Genomic DNA, 21,346 nt, shown 5'->3' on the forward strand with positions numbered 1-21,346 from the left:
GGCTTAATTATGAGTTATTCATCTACATACCTGTACGGTCTTTTAAGGCATACCACCATGAGCCCATCATAGAGTAGGGTACTCTCAAGGCGCGGCCACCGGGGAAGGGTATCCATGGAATCTTTGCAAAGGCATCAAATTCAGCGGTGTTACCATTAATAGCGTCAGCCAATATCTGTCCGAATAAATGCGAGCCAGTAACCCCGTGGCCACTATAACCATGAGCAAAATAAACGCGGTCATGGAGTTTACCCATTTGTGGTACGCGAGAAAATGACAAGGCAAAGTTACCGCTCCACGCATAGTCTATTTTGACATCACGTAGCTCGGGAAATATCTTGTTCATATTGGGTCTGATTTTGGCAGTTATATCTGCTGGGTCTTGACCGCCATAGACTGTGCCGCCGCCAAACAACATCCGTTTATCCGCTGATAAGCGATAGTAATCTAGGATGTAGCGCACATCTTCGACACAAACATCGGTTGGCAGTAGTTGATCGGCCAAGTCGCCCAATGGTTCGGTGGCGATAATCTGAGTCGATACCGGCATAACACGATCGGTCAGTTTTGGAATCACTTTGTTTAAGTAAGCGTTGCCGCAGATAACAGCCTGCTTACAAGTGACGGATCCAAACTCAGTGATAATTTTTATAGCGTCATCGGCATATTCAATGTCGACCACTAAAGTGTGCTCATAGATAGTACCGCCGCCTTGCTCAACAGCGACGGCTTCGCCAAGCGCTAGATTCAAGGGATGAAAGTGTCCACCTGAGTGATCTATAACGCCGCCGACATAAGCATCGGTTTTTACATGTTCTTGAATACCAGCTTTATCTAGCATTTCACGATCATGCATGCCGTGGCTTTCCCATAGCGCATGAGTCTCTTGCAAATCTCTTAACTGACCATTATTTAAAGCAGCAAAGATATTCTTCTCTTTTAAATCGCAATCAATATTGTAATCTCGGATAAAACGGCGAATAATTTTACCGCCGCGAGTCACAAGCTTACCGACAAAGTCTGCATTGTCTTGACCATAAGATTTTTTGATCTTTTGTAGGCTGGCGTTGAGGCCATTGACGATTTGACCGCCGTTACGACCGGACGCCCCCCAACCGATTTGGGCTCCTTCAAGGACGACCACTTCATGATCGGTTTCAACCAAATGTAGAGCTGCTGATAGACCACTATAGCCGCCACCAACCACACAAATCTCGACCTGAATATCGTTTTCTAGAGCAGGTCTATCAGGCTTAGGATTACGACTGGCAGCATAATAGCTGTCAGGATATTGGCCCTGGTCTGAGTAGTGCGGAATGTTACGCTTATTATTAGATAAGCGGTTTTGCGCTGAAGGCGGAGTAGCGTTGCTATTTGACATATTAAACATCCTGTAAATAGGTTGAGTATTCAAGGTTAGTAACTTGCTGAGCAAAACGCTTGGCTTCTTGCTTTTTTACGGCGCTCAGAAGCTCAATCATCTCGCTTGGAAATAGTGAGTCGATCACATCGCTTTTTTGAAATTCGCGAATGGCAGAGAGCCAGTCTAATGGTAAGGTTTTGAGGTCAGTATCGTCGTAAGTAATGCTATTGATAGGCTCTGGAGCTTCAAGTTTATTCTCAATGCCATACAGCATACCTGCTAATACGGCGCTACAAACCAGATAAGGATTGGCATCCGCACCCGATACGCGGTGTTCGATGCGCCGTGCTCGAGTGTCACCACCAGGAATACGAACGGCGGCGGTACGGTTTTCATAACCCCATGAGATGTTGTTAGGAGCGAGAGTCCCTGGCGTAAAGCGGCGATAAGAATTCACATGCGGAGCAAATAGTAAAGTGCAATCTGACATAGTAGCCAGTAGTCCTGCTACCGCATGGCGTAGCATATCTGAGCCATCCTCAGATCCATCGTCAAAGACGTTGTTACCATCTTTATCCAATAAACTGCAATGGACATGAAAACCATTACCTGACTGTAAACCAAACGGCTTTGCCATAAAGGTTGCGGTTAACTTACGGCGGGTGGCCACGGCCTTTACTACTTGTTTGAATAAGATGGCATCGTCGGCTGCTTTTAATGGATCATCCACGTGCAGTAGATTAATCTCAAATTGACCACAGCCATTTTCGGCTAAGGCGGCGTCAACAGGGATATCAAGCTTGCGGCACTGCTCATAGATTTCGTCTAAAAATTCATCAAATTGTAGTAAGTCATTGATACTTAAGATAGAGGTTTTATTGAGCCTCAAACCACTCTTGGGACGAATAGGCGGCTTTGGAGTTTCGCCTTCAGTATAATCCAGTAAATAAAACTCAAGCTCGGTTGCCATGACTGGTGTCAATCCAAGAGCCTTGAATTTTTTACTAACATAATCTAAAACGTGTCTGGCGTCACCATAATAAGGTTCGTTGTCTTCGGTATAGAGCCAAACAGGGAGTAGGGATGAAGGGGCACTGGTATTGAGAAGGGGGTAAGCTGCACGTCCTGTGGGCTTCGCAATGGCATCGATATCGCCATTAGTTTGAGAGGATTCGATAACGTCTGCCCCCCAAATATCGACACCTAATATAGATAAAGGCAAGCGTACCCCGCCACTTTCTGCTTTTTCCATTTGATCAAAAGGGATGCGCTTACCGCGAAGTAGACCGTTGATATCACCAGCTGCAACATATACATATTCAATGTTATTTGCAGAGTCGACCATTCCATTGGCTGTCGTCATGTCTATTATTCCTGTTAATTTTGAGACTTTTAAGGGTTTTATATCTGTGTTGCTAAGGTTTGTTATTTATAATTGACGCAGTATTCTGTCAGTAATACTAAATACAACACTTGTTAAAATAAAATTGCTAATTAAGAACTCACTATCTATTACCCAGTTTTATTTCAAATAAAGCTATTAAAATCAGTTACTTGTTAATATTAAAAACTAGTGATCTATGTTTAAACAAGGACTGTAGTAAGTTTTTTTATTAACAATGACTTCCAATATATGACTGAAATTTATAGTTGTCAAACACTATTTTAAATTAACCAGTAGTAAGTTATAAGATTCATATCTACTTATATTCAATAATAATGAAGTTTATAGTTTACATTATATGATTAGGTATGATAATTTTAGTTCAATCACCAGTCATTTAAATAAGACTTTGAGTATGGACTTAACCTTCAGGGAATTAACATGCAAACTTATAGACCTATTATCGCTATCGTATCTTGTCATAAAATGGTTGATGGGCAGCCAGCGCAAGCGGTATATCAGAAATATGTAGACGCCATAAATTTTTATGGAGGGAATCCGATATTGCTCCCTTATACCGCAGCTGATAGTGAGAATTTTGCTGCATTAATGGACCTTGCAGACGGCATTTTATTGACAGGCAGTTATAGTAATGTAGCACCTAGCCGTTACGGAGCTTCACATGTAGAAGCAAAGCAAGATTTAGGCCGTGATGAGCTGAGCTTTAAGCTATTGGCTTATGCTGAAGAGTTTAATATACCTTTGTTGGCGGTATGCCGGGGACTGCAAGAGATGAATGTTTATTTCGGTGGCACATTGCATCCCGATTGGCGTGAAATAGAAGGGTTTTATGAGCCGCATTTAGAGGATAATACCCAGCCTCTTGAGGTGCAGTATCAGCCCGTCCATGATATTAATATTCAAATGGGTGGGAGATTAGCGGCATTTGATGAGCAGTGGTATGTAAATTCCCTGCATAAACAAGCGATTAATAAAGTTGGCGAGCGCTTATGTGTTGAGGCGCTTGCTAACGATGGACTGGTGGAGGCAATAAGCTTAGCAGAACATCGCTTTATGATTGGTGTACAATGGCATCCTGAATTAAATTATGCTAAAGACGATATGTCTAAATTTTTGTTCACGGAATTCATTCAACATGCCAGCCAACAAAACCCCCAATAAAAAAGCAGTGGATAACGATATTGATGCTAAGGTTGAAAAAGATATTAGCAATGCTACCCGTATAGCTGATAACCATGAGACTAGCGATATTAATAACGATCACGATGCTAAAGATAAAGATGCTGAAGATAAAGAAATTGTCGATACTGACAACCACGATATTAGTATTGAAAATAAGTCCAAAGCTAATGGCAATTCGCTGACTTCGGCAATACTGGAACAGTCAGATGAAGAAAATATCGGCAAGAAAATTAATCAGCTGCGACTTGATAAAGGCCTGTCACAGCGTAAGCTGGCGCGGTTAGCAGGATTAACCAATACGGCGATCAGCTCTATTGAGCGCAATAAAGTAAGCCCAGCGGTCAATACTCTAAAAGCTATTTTACAAGTACTAGATTCTGATCTCACCACCTTTTTTAGTGATGAGTGGAAAGAGCGCAAACCTAGAGTGGTGGTGACGCCAAAGGACTTGTTAGAGCTTAGTGAGCCCAATAGTAAAGTCTCGCTCAAACAAGTTTACAACTGTAGTACTACAAAGAATTTAGGATTTTTGATCGAAACTTATCAGCCTAATAGTTCAACTGAAGAAAAGATTGTCCATGAGGGTGAGGAGATTGGAACGGTTATCGAAGGTAAAATCCTAATCCGAATTGAAGAGATGACTTATCTATTGAACGAAGGGGATAGCTATGTGATTGATACCAGTCAGCCGCATACTTTTATCAATCCTGGTAGTACCATAACTCGTATTGTCAGCGCACACACGCCAACGACTTATTAACACGCTATTCTTTATCCAGCGTTTTGGTAGATTTATTGATTTTAGATGGCTTTTTGGTAAGCGATATAGAGGAGGTTTTATCTAAATTATCGCTAACCTTAAGGGCAGGTTTTGGTTTATCGATAAGTTTATCGTTTTGCTTGACGGCTGAGTAATTAGAGGCTTCGCTAAGCGGCTTTACTGCGGCGGCTTTTTGTTGCTTCTTAATCTTAAGTGCGGTAGAGGCATCAAAGCGCGCTTGTTCGGCATCAAGTGCCTGCTGATAGAGCTCCTCGTACACAGCGAGTGTTTCATCGATCATTTCGCGCATAGTAAATTTATCTGTCATTTGCGGACGGGTGACGCTCTCTAATTGGTTGCGCACCGCTCTACATAGCGCTTTAGCATTGTAATTTTTGACCAATCCTTGCGGGTATAAAGGGCGCAGAATTTCACTAAAAGCCGCTTGATCCCAGCCGATGACAGGCGTCCCTAAATGAATAGCTTGCAGAGCATTTATACCGATAGATTCGGGCTGATTGGCCAGCGCCAAAACAATGTTAGCTGCTGATAGCCATTCGCGCATATCATTGCGCTTATTGCCCACATAAGTGACACGGTCAGCAAGCTCTAGGGTGTTAACACGCTGGCGAAAGTCCTCGTGCGCTACATCGCCGTCTCTATAATCTTCATCCATGATAATGGCGTGTATTTTTGGAAACTCCTCTTGTAAATTGCCTAAGATATCAATCAGCCATTCTTGACCATACTCGTTACCGATAATCGTTGGAAACACCAGCCATTTTTTATGCTCAAGCTCAGGATACTCAGCAAAGGTATGACGTAGCCAATAGACTGAGGGGTTATGCCGATAAGGGTAGCGCCGGATATCAACACCACGGTAGATACGCTTGATAACTTTTTTGCCCATCTCTTCGCGGCGTAGCCCTTTTTTAAGATAGTCAGTAACACTATCTGAGACGGTAATAATAGTATCGACATCAAGTAGTGCTTGCGAGTACTTATTGATGGGATAAAAGCCGTACATGGTCGAAACCAATTTGGGTGGGCGTTTAACCTTGGCCCGGCGCAGCGCTAAATGTAATATCCACGCAGGCGTACGTGAATGTAGGTGAATAACATCAGGCTCATACTTTTCAATAAGTCGGCGCAGCGGTGCAATCTGTAATAGCGACAGCCAAGATTTTTTATTCATATGTAGCTGATGATATATATTACCATCACGCTCTAGTCGCCTAACCAAATCGTTATCTTTGTCAGCGCTGGAGACAATGATTGAGGTGTGGTCGTTTTTTACCAGCGCGCGTCCAAGATGGAAAATACCACGTTCGGATTCATCATGTTTCAAAGACGATAACAGGCGCATAACGATCATAAGAGAGGGGATTATCCATTGGCTATTAACAACATCAAGCTGCTATTGTCAGTTAAAAATAGTCAAAACTCAACCTTCAAGATTAATCAGGTGTTACAAATAAATAGGATAGATAGGCTCAGCGCCGTTTTTGTAGATGTTCAGCATTGGGCAAGACTTGTTTTTCGCTTAAGTATTTCCAGTAACGTTGGGGTAAATACTGCTTATGCAAGCGCGGGTTTTTACGCTCCTTAATATTAACATTGGTAAAGTAACCTTGCCAAAAGCGCTGATAGCGCTGCTCATCCTCGCTATGAATACTGCTAGGATTACGTAGTACCGCTTCATCGAGATCGGTGATGGTTTGCAAAGCTGCTGGTCGCCTGCGGGTACTTTTACTTTTATCATAATAAATACCATAACCACGTAGCAGATCATAAATCGCCCAATGCTGGTCTTGGTAGCGCTGACGAAAGTGCTCGCCAATAAGCGGTAGTACATTAAAGTCAGGCTCAACCCGGGCAAAATAAATATCGTCGGTAGTGTGCTCAAAGCGTACAAAAGCTTCCATGCGGTGCTTTTCACGCCCAACTGATTTAACCGTTTGTGCCAATTCCAAGATATTTAGATTACCCAAATCCTGCATGATATCACGCTCAGGATAATCTAATGCGTATTTGACCACGTGGAATAGAGTCGTACCGATATCATCTTTTTCAGACAAAAATCCCCATAACAACTGGCGCATTTCGGAGCAATCAAGTAGTTTATTAAGCTTAACCAGTACCCGCTGGGCGTTATCTTCATCGACTACAGCTGGGGTTGCTTGGGCAATCAGCGAAGGCACGTAGCGATCATTAGCTATCAGTTGTAGCGCTTCATCGTGCTGCAATTTATGCGCATAGACATAGAATACGGCGCTGAGCCAGCCTTCAAAGCTGGGCTCATAAAGTACAATGCTGGGCGTTAAGTTGCCGATAGGGTGAGCGGCGTTTTGAGTAAGTGTTGTCATTAATTATCCTAATACTTTATTAAAACAACGCCAACTGCCCACTGCGCTGATCTTTATACTTGGTCTGGGTTTGCGCCAATACATATTGGCGAAAGTTATCACGAGTCAAATGGGCGAGGTGCTCATTTTTACCAGTAGTAGCAATGAAGTACTTGGCACGATTGACCGCTGCGCCCATTTTCTTCAAATGATAAAGGGTGAGCTGGTTGAACTTGCGGGCTTTAACGATTTTCTTCGCCGTTTTAATCCCAATACCGGGGATGCGCACAATCATCTCGTAAGAGGCGGTTTGAATATTAACTGGGAAATGCTCACGATGACGAATCGCCCATGCCAGTTTGGGGTCACAGTCCAAGTCCAAAAACGGCGATTCAGGCTCTACGATTTCATGGGCGCCAAAACCATAAAAACGCATCAGCCAATCGGCTTGATACAGGCGGTTCTCACGCACCATCGGTACAGGCGTACCGATAGCAGGGAGACGGCTATCAGCCAACATCGGCACGTAGCCGGAATAATAAACCCGCTTGAGATCATACTGCTGGTAAAAGTGGCTGGAGAGCTGAATCACTTGCAGATCGGTCTCATTACTAGCACCGACAATCATTTGGCTGGTTTGACCCGCTGGGGTGAATTTTGGCGCTTTTTTATGGGTTTTACGGCTCTCACGAATGGTGATAATCTCTTCTTTGACGGTCTGCATCGGCGCTTTTAATTGTTCATGCGACTTCTCTGGCGCTAGTAGTGCCAGACCAGACTTAGTGGGAATCTCGATATTGACGCTCAGGCGATCGGCATATAGTCCTGCTTCTAATAACAGCTCTTTGGAGGCGCCGGGAATGGTTTTTAGATGAATATAACCGTTAAAGCGCTCGCGAGTACGCAAGATTTTGGCGACTTCAACCAAGCGCTCCATCGTATAATCACCACTCTTAAAGATACCGGAGCTCAAAAACAGCCCTTCGATATAGTTGCGGCGATAAAACTGCATGGTCAAATCAACCACTTCTTCGACGCTAAAAGCGGCGCGCGGCGTATCATTGCTTTTACGCGAGGTACAATAAGCGCAGTCGTAGATGCAGTGGTTGGTCAAGAGGATTTTGAGCAGGCTGACACAGCGCCCATCTTCGGTATAGCTATGACAAATACCGGTTTTGGAGGCGTCACCCAGTCCGCCGCCTTGGTTTTTACGAGTGCCGGCTGAGGATGAGCAAGAGACATCATACTTTGCCGCATCGGCTAAAATATTGAGCTTGCCTTGGAGTCTGTCATAATTGATGGTTGCCATAGAGCAGATTACCAATGAATTAATGAAAGACTATTTTAGCAAAATGGAAGGTAAGTCATTGTAATTATGGATGAAATACCAATACTAAACGACAACTGTTGTCGCTTGATGAAAAAAGTCCTAGATAGCTTATAAGGTACTCAAACTATCTAGGACTTGGCATTGAAGATTGACAAAAATATTTGAAATCACTCAAAAATTAATCATAAATCACTTTCATAATCTCGTACTCAACCACACCTTTTGGGGTTTCGATACGGGCTTCATCACCTTCAGATTTGCCGATTAAACCGCGCGCAATAGGAGAGTTGACCGAGATTTTACCCGCTTTAAAGTCCGCTTCATCGTCACCTACGATCTGATACTGTTTCTCTTCGTCAGTATCCATATTTTCGATAACGACCGTGACCCCAAATACCACTCGTCCTTCTTTAGGAAGGGTGGCGGGGTCGATGACTTGAGCTGCACTAAGCTTGGCTTCGATATCACGGATACGCGCCTCACAAAAGCCTTGTTGTTCACGAGCAGCATGATATTCAGCGTTTTCTTTTAGGTCGCCATGTTCACGCGCATCAGCGATAGCTGCAGTAATGCGCGGACGATCGACGGTTTTTAGCTGTTTTAATTCGGCTTCTAGAGCCGCATGCCCTTGCGGAGTCATAGGATAGCGTTGCATGTTTTTTTCCTTAAACCAATAACACCACACCACCTCATAATGAGATGGTGTGAACGTTATTATGTGAATTTAAAATCTAAAAAAGAATATTATTACGCTTTATTAATCAATATATTATCAAGAGTTTATTGCTTAAGTAAATATTAAGTTAACGTAATAAAAGCATAGTCGCTGTGGAGCCACTATGCTTTTAAGGTTTTAATAAATGGTTGTTAACTTACATCGTTAAGCTTAATCTACTGAAATTATTGGGTCACGTCAATAGGTTTTGCTTGTGCGTGTAAGTCTTGTAGTTTGTAGACATCAAACGGCAAATCAATAGCATATGATTTACAAACCGCATCAGCCGCACCTAAGGTTGTGACATAAAACACCTTGCCTAACAAGGCACTACGGCGGATAGAGAATGAATCCTCTTGTGCTTGCTTGCCTTCTGTTGTATTGATGATAAGGTCGATTTTACCGTTTTTCAAGGCATCGACAATATGCGGACGACCTTCGGTGACTTTGTTAATTTGCTTAGATTCAATACCGTTGTCACTAAGCACTTTTTGTGTGCCTGTGGTGGCAACAATCTCAAAACCATAGTCAAGCAATTGGCGAGCAATAGGAGCGATTTGCGCTTTATCGCTGTCACGAACTGAGATAAAGACAGTTTTGGTTTCGCCCGCTGTTGGCAAGCCCGGTAAGCGCTCATTACTACCAATAACGGCTTTATAGAAAGCCTCGCCAAAGGTTTTACCAACGCCCATAACTTCACCCGTTGATTTCATCTCAGGACTCAAGATAGGGTCAACACCAGGGAATTTGGCAAAGGGGAATACCGCCTCTTTTACTGCATAAAATGACGGCACAATCTCAGTGGTGAAGCCTTGATCTTTGAGTGACGTGCCCGCCATACAGCGAGCCGCTATTTGTGCTAAGGAGGTACCAATACATTTTGAGACAAAAGGCACCGTACGCGCCGCCCGTGGGTTGACCTCAAGAATATAAACGGTTTCACCTTTTACTGCAAACTGGACGTTCATAAGTCCAATAACGCCCAGCTCTTTTGCCATCGCTACGGTTTGCTCGCGCATTACGTCACATAGCTCATCAGATAAAGAGTAAGGCGGCAGTGAACAAGCTGAGTCGCCAGAGTGCACGCCCGCTTGCTCGATATGCTGCATGATACCACCAATCACCACGTCAGTACCGTCGCAAACACAGTCGACATCGACCTCAATCGCATCGTCCAAGAAACGGTCGAGTAGTACCGGCGCCTCATTAGACGCTTGTACTGCCGTGCGCAAATAGTGTCTTAATTCATCTTCATTATAGACGATCTCCATCGCCCGACCACCGAGGACGTATGAAGGGCGCACTACCAAGGGATAGCCAACGTCTTTAGCTTTTACCAAGCCATCTTCTAAACTGGTGGCCAAAGCGTTTGAGGGTTGAATAAGATCAAGCTGATGAATCATATGCTGGAAGCGCTCACGATCTTCAGCACGGTCAATGGCGTCAGGGCTAGTACCGATGATATTAACGCCTGCGGATTCAAGAGCGCGAGCTAGTTTCAGTGGCGTTTGCCCACCGAACTGCACGATAACGCCATCAGGCTGCTCAATACGGACAATCTCCAGCACATCCTCAAGCGTAATCGGCTCAAAATAGAGGCGATCAGAGGTGTCATAATCGGTCGAAACCGTTTCAGGGTTACAGTTGACCATGATGGTCTCATAACCATCCTCACGCATGGCAAGAGCAGCATGCACACAGCAATAATCAAACTCAATCCCTTGACCGATACGGTTCGGCCCGCCACCGATAACCATAATTTTCTTATTATCAGTCGGATTGGCTTCGCACTCGCTATCATAGGTTGAGTACATATAAGCGGTGCTGGTCGCAAACTCTGCCGCGCAGGTATCGACGCGCTTATAAACCGGATAAACATCTAAAGCCCAACGTTTTTTACGTAGCTGCTTTTGAGAAACTCCAAGCAGCTTTGCCAAACGCAAATCAGATAAGCCTTTACGCTTAAAGCTACGTAGATTATCTGCATCTAGACCGCCAAAACCTAGCGCCTTGACCGTAGTTTCAGTGTTGACGATATCTTCGATTTGTACCAAGAACCAAGGGTCAATTTTGGTATAATTAAACACCTCATCGACGCTCATACCGATACGAAAAGCATCGGCAATATAATAAATACGCTCAGGCGTAGGAATAGTCAGATGGTTGACAACTTCGCTACGGGCTTTATCTGCACTCAGCTTGCCGTCCTTGATAGCACCAAAATCGATCTGTTCGTCAAAACCGTCAGAGCCTGTCTCCATGCCGCGTAGGGCTTTTTGCATCGATTCTTGGAAGTTACGCCCAATCGCCATCACTTCACCAACTGATTTCATTTGGGTTGATAGGATGTTATCGGCTTGCGGGAACTTTTCAAAGTTAAAGCGTGGTATCTTAGTCACTACGTAATCAAGCGCCGGCTCAAAGCTCGCTGGCGTCGCCCCGCCAGTAATGTCATTTTGCAGCTCGTCAAGCGTGTAACCAACCGCTAATTTGGCAGCGATTTTGGCAATAGGGAAGCCGGTCGCTTTGGATGCCAAGGCTGATGAGCGTGATACCCGTGGGTTCATCTCAATCACCACCATACGGCCAGTATCAGGGTTAATACCGAACTGCACGTTAGAACCGCCGGTTTCTACCCCAATCTCACGTAGTACCGCTAGTGAGGCATTACGCATGATCTGGTATTCTTTATCAGTCAAGGTTTGTGCTGGGGCCACGGTGATAGAATCGCCGGTATGGACGCCCATCGGATCGAAGTTTTCGATAGCACAGATGATGATACAGTTGTCATTTTTGTCACGAACGACTTCCATCTCGTACTCTTTCCAGCCGATTAAAGACTCATCGATGAGCAATTGATGGGTAGGAGATAAGTCAAAACCGCGCTCACAGATCTCGATAAATTCATCACGGTTATAAGCGATACCACCGCCAGAGCCGCCCATCGTATATGACGGGCGAATGATGCACGGATAGCCCATTTTTTCTTGAGTGGCAAAAGCCTCCTCCATGGTTTCAGCAATCTCAGCGCGTGGACATTCAAGGCCAATACGCTTCATGGCTTTGTCAAATAAGTCGCGGTCTTCTGCCATCTCAATGGCGTCTTTGCTGGCGCCAATCAGCTCACAGCCGTACTTTTCTAATACCCCATTTCTATCTAATTCCAATGCACAGTTAAGAGCGGTTTGACCACCCATCGTAGGCAAGATGGCATCGGGGCGTTCTTTATCAATGATTTGCTCAACCGTCTGCCAAGTGATGGGTTCAATATAAGTCGCATCCGCCATTACAGGGTCGGTCATGATGGTCGCTGGGTTTGAGTTGACTAAAATGACGCGGTAGCCTTCCTCACGGAGTGCTTTACACGCCTGCGCCCCTGAATAGTCAAACTCGCAAGCTTGACCGATGACGATAGGGCCTGCGCCAATGATAAGAATGCTTTTTATGTCGGTACGTTTTGGCATGTTTAGGGCTACCTTCGTTTAAGTGATATTTTGATTCATTTATATGTCAATCACGCTTATAGCGTTTTGTCTGAGGCTGCTTGAATAACTATTAGCTATTCAAGCGTTTACTTACGAGCTTACTATTAATAATTTAAATAATGACTCAAGCTTGCGCCGCTTTAGCCTTTTCCATCATCTCCGCAAACTTATCGAAAAGTAGTGCGGCATCATGCGGACCAGGACTGGCTTCTGGATGACCTTGGAAGCTAAACACCGCCTTATTGGTCAGCTCAATCCCTTGGTTAGTGCCATCAAATAGCGAGCGATGGGTAGATTTCACATTATCCGGTAAGGTATCTTCATCGATAGCGAAACCATGGTTTTGACTGGTAATCATCACCTTGCCTGTCGCCAAGTCTTGTACTGGATGGTTGGCACCGTGATGTCCGGTTTTCATTTTAATAGTATCAGCACCGCTGGCAAGCCCGACCAGCTGATGACCGAGGCAAATACCAAAGGTGGGAATGTCGGTCTCTTCAATGATATGGCGCACGCTGTCGATAGCGTAATCGCAAGCCGCCGGATCGCCCGGACCATTAGATAGAAAGATACCATCTGGATTCATCGCCAATACTTCTTTAATAGGCGTCTGTGCAGGCACAACGGTGACATGAGCGCCAATATCGACCAGCATACGCAGGATATTGGTTTTGGTGCCAAAGTCGTAGGCAACTACATTATATTTGTGTTCGATATGGGTGCCGAGCTGCTTATAAAAACCGCCCGTACCGCTGTCATGGCTACCCGGGGCATCACGGTTGAGTAAGGTGTCAGACAACTCCCACGTACCCGCTGTCCATTCAAAACCGTCAGGATGGCAGCATTCTTTTGCTAAGTCCATGCCCTCAATACCGGCAAACTCTTGCGCTAATTTGACCGCTTGTTGTTCGTCTTCTTGGGTGATGGTTTGACCGTTTGAAGCGGTCATGATACAGCCATTTTGTGCGCCCTTATCCCGTAATAGGCGAGTCAGCTGGCGGGTATCAATATCGGCAATGGCGACGGTTTCGTTACGCTGTAGATAGTCGGCGAGTGATTCAGAATTACGGAAGTTGGAGGTAACCAGTGTGGCATCACGAATGATAAGGCCTTCCGCCCAAACTTGGTGTTTAAAGTCGATGTTACCGGACTCTGCATCCTCAGCATTGGTGCCGGTATTGCCGATATGCGGGTAGGTTAAGGTGACCAATTGGCGCGCATAACTTGGGTCGGTTAGGATCTCTTGATAACCTGTCATGGCAGTATTAAACACCACCTCACCGACACGGTGGCCTTTGCTACCGATACTTACACCGCGAAAGATGGTACCGTCTGCTAGTGCTAAAATGGCTTGTAGTTCTGTCGATGAATTCAAGGGTTGCCTCCGCTGTAATTGGCGCTATGAGCTATGATAGGATAGATAGGTGCTATGCTGTTTTTTGGTGCAAATAATAGTTTATTATCACTATTTATAATGCTATAGATGCTATTAAAACCAAAATAAAAAAGAGCCAGACACAAAAATTTTCCACAAAAAAGCGAGAAGACATCATTGATGAAAAGGTACAGGATTCACAGGGTGGTGAATAAGTAACTTACATCATGTCCGCTCGCTTTGGCACAGATTTGGCGTATTATACTAGACTTTTCTACTAAGGGCTAGCACCATAAATCCACCTTCATTTATTAAAATTGATAATTTATCGATAAACCAGAGTATTCAGGTGATAAAGTGGTGGCTATATGCAATTGGTCGTCATAGCTTTTGGTCAAATACATGCTACTGGCGATCCCGAGCAATGCCCCGGCGAACACGTCGCCAGCATCGTGCTTATCGGATTCTATTCTACTGTAGCCTACAAAGCCTGCGCCTATATAAGCCGGAATACTATACTCCCATCCGTAGCGTTTATGGATGAAGCTGGCACCCTGAAAGGCGACTGAGGTATGTCCAGATGGGTAAGAGTCATCGTCACTATCATCAGGTCGGTTTTTATCGACTACTGATTTTAGCGCTAAGGTACTCGCCACATTGGTGCCGAAAGCATAATAAAACTGCTGACGCCCTTCTTTATCATTCATATAATAAGTGCTACCGTAAGCTATAGCAGGAATAGCAATGGCGACAATATCCCCTGCGGTCTCAATACCAGAATTGCTACCGGCGTAAGTAGGACTGGCAAATATCAAGCTGCCCGATAGCAGTATTAAGGGTGCATAAGCTTGGGTGCGCATCATTTATTCCTTAAGTTAATTTTGCCATTAGCATTCAAATCATTATTAAAGCGGCTATCAAAAACGGTACAGCAAACAGTATTGAGAAACGGCGCTGATTTCGTATTATAATGGCGCGGTAGTATTTTATGTTTAGCGATTTTGAGTTAATTTTACGTTAAAGTACAGATGATTCTTGATTAAAGTGCGACATTGTTAAAAAATTTATACCACTAACTATAAAGACTAAGGACAGACTATGATTTATAAATATTTGGATAAAACTCCTGAATTTGCCACGCCTTTCAATGGCTGGGTTGCCGATAGCGCACGGGTGATTGGCGATGTTTATTTAGGTCACAAAGCCAACGTTTGGTTTGGGGCGGTGATACGTGGCGACAATGAGCGCATCCATATTGGTGATTATACCAACGTGCAAGAGAACAGCGTGATTCATACTGATGCAGGTATTGAAGTCAATATCGGCAATCACGTTACTATTGGTCATTTGGCAATGCTGCACGGCTGTGAGATTGGTAATAATAGCCTGATTGGTATCGGTGCCGTGGTGCTCAATAATGCCAAAATCGGCAAAAACTGTATCATTGGTGCCAAAGCTTTGGTTACCGAAGGTAAAGAGATTCCGGATAATTCATTGGTCATGGGCGCACCGGCAAAAGTGGTCAAAACCTTAACTGATGAGCAAGCAGCCATGCTTACCTTATCAGCACTGCACTATGCAGAGCGTTGCCAAAATTTTAAAACCGGTCTAACCGAGATCGAGCAACCTGAATAACTTATCGTAAGTTAGGTATAGTTGGTACTAAATTAAATAGATACACTAGATTATAATGCGAGACTGGAGACAAATTTTACTTGCGTGCTGTGTCCCCAGCCTCGCTATATCCTTTTTATATTGACCTGACTCTTACTTAAATTCAGATAACTTAAGTAACATTAATTAAGCTATCTGATTTAGGTTGCCTAATTATTTTAACCATCAATATTTTTAATCACCATCAATGAGAATTGCAATATGAGTACGTCGTCATCCGCAGCAAACACCTTAGCCCTATTTGATTTAGATCATACTTTACTCGATGTCGATAGCGACTATCTGTGGGGCGAGTACATCGTTAAGCACAACCTCGTTGACGAAGCCCAGTATCGCACTGCCAATCAAAAGTTTTATCAAGACTATATCGAAGGCACTCTTGATGCGACCGAGTATAATGAGTTTGTCGCTCAGTTTTTGAGCAGTTTGCCGATGCAGCGCCTTATTGAGTTACGTGAGGATTACATTAAGTACGAAATTGAACCACACATGCGCCCAAAGGCAATTACTGTGCTGCGTGAGCATTTGGATTTAGGTCATGAAGTGGTCATCATCTCTGCAACCAATGACTTTATCGTCTCCGCTATCGCTGAGCGCTTTGGTATCGAGGAAGCAAATATTTTGGCGACCCCGCTTGAGGTCAAAGACGATCGCTATACCGGTAAATTGACCGACAAACCCAACTTTAAAGAAGGTAAGATTTATCATCTTGAAAAATGGGTGGATAAGCGCAAGGCTGAAGGGGTAGTGTTTGACAAAACTTATGCGTATTCTGACTCCAAAAACGACATTCCGCTGCTCGATTGGGCGGATGTAGCGGTATGTGTATCGCCTGATGATGCTTTGCATGCGCATGCTTTAGCCCATCGCTGGGCGGTGGAAGATTGGGCGATTTAGCTCTGACGGTATTTAGAAGCCATTCACACCCACGACAACCTTAAATAATCACAAAATCTCAGCAAAACCTAGGAAAATTTATGGAAATCAATCCCTACCAAGAGCAAATCAAAGATCTCACCGAGCGTGGACAGGACCTACGGAGGTATCTTTGACTTTGATGGCAAGCAAGAACGCTTAGAAGAAGTCAATTTAGAATTAGAGAATCCTGAGCTGTGGAATGATCCAGAGCGGGCAACCAAAATCAGTAAAGAAAAAAGCCAACTCGATGGCGTTATTGATGTGGTGGTCTCACTTGAGACCACTTTAGAAGATGCCGAGGCCATGCTGGATTTGGCAGTAGAAGCGGATGATGAGGCTTTACTTGCCGATGTGCAAGCCGAATTAGAGAGTGCTGAAAAACGGGTTGCCGATTTGGAATTTCGCCGGATGTTTGATGGTGAGATGGACGGCAATAATTGCTTTTTGGATATTCAGTCGGGTAGCGGCGGCACAGAAGCGCAAGATTGGGCGGAGATGCTGCTACGGATGTACACGCGCTGGGCAGAGTCGCACGGCTTTAAGGTTGAATTGATTGAGATATCCTCAGGCGGGGTGGCGGGTATTAAGTCGGCGACGCTGGCTATCAAGGGCGATTACGCCTTTGGTTGGTTACGTACTGAGATTGGCGTGCATCGGTTAGTGCGTAAGTCGCCCTTTGATAGTAATCATGGTCGTCATACCTCGTTTGCGGCGGTGTTTGTCTCGCCTGAGATTGACGATGATGTTGAGATTGATATCAATCCCGCTGATTTGCGTATCGATACTTATCGCTCATCGGGGGCAGGTGGTCAGCACGTTAACACTACCGATTCGGCAGTGCGTATCACTCATGAGCCGACTGGGGTGGTAGTTGCTTGTCAAAATGAGCGCAGTCAACATGCCAATAAAGACACGGCGATGAAGATGCTACGTGCCAAGCTCTATGAGCTTGAGATGCAAAAACGCATGGAGAAGCAGCAGGCGGTCGAAGATAATAAATCTGATATCGGTTGGGGCAGTCAAATCCGCTCCTACGTGCTCGATGACGGCCGTATTAAAGACTTGCGCACCGGCGTTGAGACCTCTAATACTGGTGCAGTGCTCGATGGCGATTTGGATCAATTTATTGAAGCCAGTCTAAAAGCTGGATTGTAAATCATCATTATAAAATACCGTTTTTAGCTATTTAACAACAATTACTTAAGGAAAAACTATGCCAAGCGTCAACCACTATTTCGATAATAAAGTTACTTCTATCGCCTTTCAAACCGCTACCAAGCCTGCCACCGTTGGCGTAATGGAGATTGGTGAGTATGAATTTGGCACTAGTGAGTTTGAGACCATGACCGTAGTCAGTGGCGCATTAACGGTTAAGTTGCCAGACAACGATAACTGGCAAAAATTTAACGCTGGCGAGTCCTTTACCATCGAAGCCAATCAAAAGTTTCAGGTAAAAGTTGAGGTTGAGAGCGCTTATTTATGCCTTTATGGTAAGTAATAATTTTTAGTTTAAACGATATTTATTATAAAGAGCGCCAAGTGTTTTACGCTTGGCGTTTTTTTTGACGGTTTTATCTTAATGATTTTACACAGCATTACACATTATCTGCGCCAAATGAACAGTAAAAACTGTAGTAATTGACTATGCTAAATAGTCTATTTGAACTTCAAATCAAAATACTAAAAGATAAATAACGAAGGCAGGACGCTATATGGCTAAGACCACTGAGCAACAAATAAATGACCTGCGTCATGATTACGAGCGCCTAGCCCAGCGTGCCAATTTGCGTTATGTCAGCGACGATGAGCCCGGCTTTACTCGTAAGCGCTGGGGTCGTGGTTTTACTTACAAGGATGCTAACGGTAAAACGGTTAAGGATAAAGCGCTACGTAAGCGTTTTGATGCTTTGGTAATCCCGCCGATGTGGTCGCAGGTTTGGATATGCCGTGATGATAAAGGCCATCTGCAATCGACAGGGCGTGATGACAAAGCCCGTAAGCAGTACCTTTATCATCCGCTATGGAATAGCGTACGAGACAAGGCCAAGTTCGATGCTATGATTGGCTTTGCCGAAGCATTGCCGGATTTGCGCGCGCAAGTTGAGCAGGACTTAGCAGCAGAATCATTATCACGTGCCAATGTGCTGGCGGCGGTGGTTAAGTTGCTTGAAACTACCTTAATCCGCATTGGAAATAGCCGTTATGCCAAGCTCAACAAAAGCTATGGCTTGAGTACCCTGCGCAGTAAGCATTTAAGCGTGACAGAGGACGGCTTAGCTTTTGACTTTATGGGCAAAAGCGCCAAAGAGCATCATATTGAGCTGCAAGATGAGCGCTTGATTGACATCGTGCAAGCTTGCTCAGAGCTGCCCGGCTATCAGATATTTAAATACTTAGATGAAAATGGTGATAAGCAAGTGGTCGATAGCGCCGATATTAACGATTATTTGCGCGCGCATCTTTGTAGTAATGATTGTAGCGATAGATTATATAGCGCCAAAGACTTTCGGACTTGGATGGCAAGCGTCCTTGCAGCAAGTTATCTGTATGACGAGCTAAAAACTTCAGGTAAAGAGATATTAGCCAGCGCTGCTGATAGCCGTAAGCGTCAACAATTAGTCACAGATATGGTAAAAGAGGTGGCAGAGGAGCTAGGCAATACACCCAGCGTTTGCCGCGCCTCATACATTCATCCTGTCATTATTGAAAAGTTTTTAGCAGGGCAGTTTTTTGAGCCTTATAAACAAGCGCGTCGTGGCCGTACCAAAAACTATCAAAGTACCGATGAAAAGGCTTTGCTTGGCTTTTTGAAGGAAAATAAATATCAAGACTTATCTTTAGTGGTATAAAAATGATACGCTACGTATTGAAATAGAAGATGAAATGGGTTATTAATAGATCAATGACTTTATATTAAAATAAATGTGACAAAACGGTCTATAGGATATTACCGTTTTACTGGACGTTATACTTGGTTTTCTATAGACCTTTTAGCTCTCTTTTCTAATATATGCTATGCGTCCTAATTTTCCATAAAGTTCTAACTTTCCAAAATATTTTTTGCTAAAGGATTAGCTCATGATTACTACTCAAAAACCTTCCGATCACTCTACTTCTAGCAGCTATACGGATTACTACAATAGCTTTGATCAATCAGCATTATTAACAGAAATCTTTGGCGAGCATCTCGATGATAGACTCAATGCCTATATGGCTTGTTGCGGGCGCCATGTCCGTGACGGTCTGACGAACAAGACCGCTTTGGTGCACGAAGATACAGCGGGTAAGGTCACTCGTATGAGCTTTGGCGAATTGGACAAAGCCAGTGCTCAAGTAGCCAACTTGCTGCAATCTTATGGGGTACAAGCAGGTGATCAGGTAGCGACTATGCTGCCGCGTACCCCAGAGTTATTAACTATCGTGCTGGCTACTTGGCGTATTGGCGCTGTTTATCAACCTTTATTTACCGCCTTTGGTTATGACTCGATCAAATACCGCATGGATAAAGCCAATACTAAAGTGGTCTTTACCAATCATGAGAATCGTAGCAAATTTAAGGATTTAGCTGAGCAAACCAAAATGGCATTGGTAGGCCCTCAATCTGACAGCTGGGATGATGATAATTATGATGACATCATTGCAAAGCAGCCGCAAACCTTTGAGCCAGTAACTCTGGATACCGATGCACCATTTTTGCAGATGTTTACCTCAGGTACGGTAGGTAAATCCAAAGGCGTTAGCGTGCCGCTAGCGGCGCTACCGACCTTTTATTTATATATGCGTTATGCGATTGATTTACGTGAGAGCGATAATTATTGGAATATGGCGGATCCGGGCTGGGCTTATGGTCTTTATTATGCGATTACCGGCCCTCTATTATTGGGTATGACCACTTATTTTAATGAAGCTGGTTTTGATGCGACCAATACCCGCGACTTTATGGTACGCCATAAAATTACCAATGTGGCTTCCTCGCCAACCGCCTTTCGCATGATGAAATCTAGTGGTGTTTTTACCGCGCCTACTACAAAGTCTGGCAATGAGCTGTTTTTACGGGTGGCCAATTCAGCGGGTGAGACTTTGAATACCGAAGTCGTCAATTGGGTAGAGAGCCATTTAGGCTGCAAAGTTTGTGACCAATATGGACAAACTGAGACCGGCATGACCTGCTGTGAACATCATGCATTAGAGCACAAATGCCCCGTAGGCTCGATGGGTATGGCGCTGCCCGGTCATACCTTAGTGGTGTTGGACGATGATATGCAAGTGCTGCCCGATGGCAAACAAGGACAACTGGCGGTAGTGGTCAGTCAGTCGCCAGCGTTCTATTTCCGCGGCTATAGCTGGAATGAGAAACAAGCCTTCGTCGATGATTACTATTTAACTGGTGACGTGGTTGAGCGCCATAGTGATGGTACTTATTGGTTCTCAGGGCGTGATGATGACATTATTACTACCGCAGGTTATCGAGTAGGGCCGACCGATGTCGAAAACACAGTGTTAGAGCATGAAGCGGTTGCCGAATCAGCGGCAGTTGGCGTTCCTCATGAAGTGCGCGGGCATAATATTAAGTCCTTTGTGGTGCTAAAAGAGGGTATCGAAGGCAGTGAAGAGATCGCTCAAGAGATCAAGGATTTGGTGCGGGAACGTTTATCGACTCATGCTTATCCCAGAGAGGTTGAGTTCGTGACTGCGCTACCAAAGACCCCAAGTGGCAAAATTCAGCGCTTTTTATTACGTAGTTTGGCAGCTGAATAAAATTGATACCAGTAGCACTGTACCTATTTTAAAGTG

Annotated in this window: 17 protein-coding genes; 8 read left to right on the forward strand and 9 right to left on the reverse strand. The window is 44.4% G+C overall.

Translation table 11 applies throughout. The features are described from left to right. Nucleotides 1-22: 22 nt before the first annotated feature. Nucleotides 23-1,381, reverse strand: a complete 1,359-nt coding sequence (locus tag JMX18_RS01475; RefSeq protein ID WP_227674521.1) for an NAD(P)/FAD-dependent oxidoreductase — start codon at nt 1,379-1,381, stop codon at nt 23-25. 1 nt (nt 1,382) lies between these two features. After that, entirely contained in the window at nt 1,383-2,726 is a 1,344-nt protein-coding gene (locus tag JMX18_RS01480) for a glutamine synthetase family protein (protein WP_201583010.1), read from the reverse strand. Nucleotides 2,727-3,188: 462 nt separating this feature from the next. Here JMX18_RS01480 and JMX18_RS01485 point away from each other — a divergent pair, with 462 nt between their 5' ends. After that, complete coding sequence (locus JMX18_RS01485) at nt 3,189-3,929, forward strand: gamma-glutamyl-gamma-aminobutyrate hydrolase family protein (protein WP_201583012.1); 741 nt, start codon at nt 3,189-3,191, stop codon at nt 3,927-3,929. Continuing rightward, nucleotides 3,904-4,710, forward strand: coding sequence for a cupin domain-containing protein (locus JMX18_RS01490; RefSeq protein ID WP_201583016.1), 807 nt, complete (start codon nt 3,904-3,906; stop codon nt 4,708-4,710). Before JMX18_RS01485 ends, JMX18_RS01490 begins: the two co-directional genes overlap by 26 nt. A 4-nt stretch (nt 4,711-4,714) precedes the next feature. On the opposite strand, the gene JMX18_RS01495 is transcribed toward JMX18_RS01490, so the two are convergent. The 7 genes from JMX18_RS01495 to JMX18_RS01525 all read right to left on the reverse strand — a co-directional run bounded on the left by JMX18_RS01495 (nt 4,715) and on the right by JMX18_RS01525 (nt 14,823). Further along, nucleotides 4,715-6,085: a glycosyltransferase gene (locus tag JMX18_RS01495; RefSeq protein WP_227674522.1), complete on the reverse strand. Its 1,371-nt coding sequence runs from the start codon at nt 6,083-6,085 to the stop codon at nt 4,715-4,717. A gap of 118 nt (nt 6,086-6,203) precedes the next feature. Continuing rightward, complete coding sequence (locus tag JMX18_RS01500; RefSeq protein ID WP_201583019.1) at nt 6,204-7,076, reverse strand: TIGR03915 family putative DNA repair protein; 873 nt, start codon at nt 7,074-7,076, stop codon at nt 6,204-6,206. A gap of 19 nt (nt 7,077-7,095) precedes the next feature. Then, nucleotides 7,096-8,364 carry a putative DNA modification/repair radical SAM protein gene (locus JMX18_RS01505; protein ID WP_201583020.1) on the reverse strand — a complete coding sequence of 423 codons (1,269 nt, stop codon included), beginning with the start codon at nt 8,362-8,364 and terminating at the stop codon, nt 7,096-7,098. Nucleotides 8,365-8,563: 199 nt separating this feature from the next. Beyond that, nucleotides 8,564-9,040, reverse strand: a complete 477-nt coding sequence (gene greA / locus JMX18_RS01510; RefSeq protein ID WP_201583021.1) for a transcription elongation factor GreA — start codon at nt 9,038-9,040, stop codon at nt 8,564-8,566. Nucleotides 9,041-9,285: 245 nt separating this feature from the next. Continuing rightward, a complete protein-coding gene (carB, locus tag JMX18_RS01515) occupies nt 9,286-12,564 on the reverse strand; it encodes a carbamoyl-phosphate synthase large subunit (RefSeq protein WP_201583024.1) in 3,279 nt (1,092 codons plus the stop codon). 145 nt (nt 12,565-12,709) lie between these two features. After that, a complete protein-coding gene (carA, locus tag JMX18_RS01520; protein ID WP_201583036.1) occupies nt 12,710-13,960 on the reverse strand; it encodes a glutamine-hydrolyzing carbamoyl-phosphate synthase small subunit in 1,251 nt (416 codons plus the stop codon). 311 nt (nt 13,961-14,271) lie between these two features. Next, nucleotides 14,272-14,823, reverse strand: a complete 552-nt coding sequence (locus JMX18_RS01525; RefSeq protein WP_201583039.1) for a phosphatase PAP2 family protein — start codon at nt 14,821-14,823, stop codon at nt 14,272-14,274. A 235-nt stretch (nt 14,824-15,058) separates the two neighbouring features. Here JMX18_RS01525 and JMX18_RS01530 point away from each other — a divergent pair, with 235 nt between their 5' ends. The 6 genes from JMX18_RS01530 (at nt 15,059) to JMX18_RS01555 (ending at nt 21,310) form a co-directional block, all read left to right on the forward strand. Further along, nucleotides 15,059-15,595: a gamma carbonic anhydrase family protein gene (locus tag JMX18_RS01530; RefSeq protein ID WP_201583041.1), complete on the forward strand. Its 537-nt coding sequence runs from the start codon at nt 15,059-15,061 to the stop codon at nt 15,593-15,595. A 240-nt stretch (nt 15,596-15,835) separates the two neighbouring features. After that, a complete protein-coding gene (locus JMX18_RS01535; protein WP_201583044.1) occupies nt 15,836-16,531 on the forward strand; it encodes an HAD family hydrolase in 696 nt (231 codons plus the stop codon). A gap of 80 nt (nt 16,532-16,611) precedes the next feature. Then, a protein-coding gene (gene prfB, locus JMX18_RS01540) for a peptide chain release factor 2 (protein ID WP_201583046.1) occupies nt 16,612-17,707 on the forward strand; the annotation gives its coding sequence in 2 pieces (ribosomal slippage) (nt 16,612-16,683 and nt 16,685-17,707; 1,095 coding nt in all). A 58-nt stretch (nt 17,708-17,765) separates the two neighbouring features. Continuing rightward, nucleotides 17,766-18,050: a pyrimidine/purine nucleoside phosphorylase gene (gene ppnP, locus JMX18_RS01545; RefSeq protein WP_201583048.1), complete on the forward strand. Its 285-nt coding sequence runs from the start codon at nt 17,766-17,768 to the stop codon at nt 18,048-18,050. Between the two features lie 214 nt (nt 18,051-18,264). Further along, on the forward strand, nt 18,265-19,401 hold the full coding sequence (locus JMX18_RS01550) for a DNA topoisomerase IB (protein WP_201583050.1): 1,137 nt from the start codon (nt 18,265-18,267) through the stop codon (nt 19,399-19,401). A gap of 229 nt (nt 19,402-19,630) precedes the next feature. Further along, on the forward strand, nt 19,631-21,310 hold the full coding sequence (locus tag JMX18_RS01555; protein ID WP_201583052.1) for an AMP-binding protein: 1,680 nt from the start codon (nt 19,631-19,633) through the stop codon (nt 21,308-21,310). Nucleotides 21,311-21,346: the final 36 nt, after the last annotated feature.

It is taken from the genome of Psychrobacter jeotgali, assembly GCF_904846315.1.
Taxonomy (GTDB): Bacteria; Pseudomonadota; Gammaproteobacteria; order Pseudomonadales; family Moraxellaceae; genus Psychrobacter; species Psychrobacter jeotgali.

Bases quoted from the DNA above. Each gene is read 5' to 3' on its own strand.
- JMX18_RS01535 (WP_201583044.1), top strand. From the start codon at position 15,836: ATGAGTACGTCGTCATCCGCAGCAAACACCTTAGCCCTATTTGATTTA.
- ppnP (WP_201583048.1), top strand. From the start codon at position 17,766: ATGCCAAGCGTCAACCACTATTTCGATAATAAAGTTACTTCTATCGCC.
- JMX18_RS01495 (WP_227674522.1), bottom strand. From the start codon at position 6,085: ATGATCGTTATGCGCCTGTTATCGTCTTTGAAACATGATGAATCCGAA.
- JMX18_RS01475 (WP_227674521.1), bottom strand. From the start codon at position 1,381: ATGTCAAATAGCAACGCTACTCCGCCTTCAGCGCAAAACCGCTTATCT.
- JMX18_RS01480 (WP_201583010.1), bottom strand. From the start codon at position 2,726: ATGACGACAGCCAATGGAATGGTCGACTCTGCAAATAACATTGAATAT.
- JMX18_RS01500 (WP_201583019.1), bottom strand. From the start codon at position 7,076: ATGACAACACTTACTCAAAACGCCGCTCACCCTATCGGCAACTTAACG.
- greA (WP_201583021.1), bottom strand. From the start codon at position 9,040: ATGCAACGCTATCCTATGACTCCGCAAGGGCATGCGGCTCTAGAAGCC.
- JMX18_RS01490 (WP_201583016.1), top strand. From the start codon at position 3,904: ATGCCAGCCAACAAAACCCCCAATAAAAAAGCAGTGGATAACGATATT.
- JMX18_RS01530 (WP_201583041.1), top strand. From the start codon at position 15,059: ATGATTTATAAATATTTGGATAAAACTCCTGAATTTGCCACGCCTTTC.
- JMX18_RS01525 (WP_201583039.1), bottom strand. From the start codon at position 14,823: ATGATGCGCACCCAAGCTTATGCACCCTTAATACTGCTATCGGGCAGC.
- JMX18_RS01485 (WP_201583012.1), top strand. From the start codon at position 3,189: ATGCAAACTTATAGACCTATTATCGCTATCGTATCTTGTCATAAAATG.
- JMX18_RS01555 (WP_201583052.1), top strand. From the start codon at position 19,631: ATGATTACTACTCAAAAACCTTCCGATCACTCTACTTCTAGCAGCTAT.
- JMX18_RS01505 (WP_201583020.1), bottom strand. From the start codon at position 8,364: ATGGCAACCATCAATTATGACAGACTCCAAGGCAAGCTCAATATTTTA.
- JMX18_RS01550 (WP_201583050.1), top strand. From the start codon at position 18,265: ATGGCTAAGACCACTGAGCAACAAATAAATGACCTGCGTCATGATTAC.
- carB (WP_201583024.1), bottom strand. From the start codon at position 12,564: ATGCCAAAACGTACCGACATAAAAAGCATTCTTATCATTGGCGCAGGC.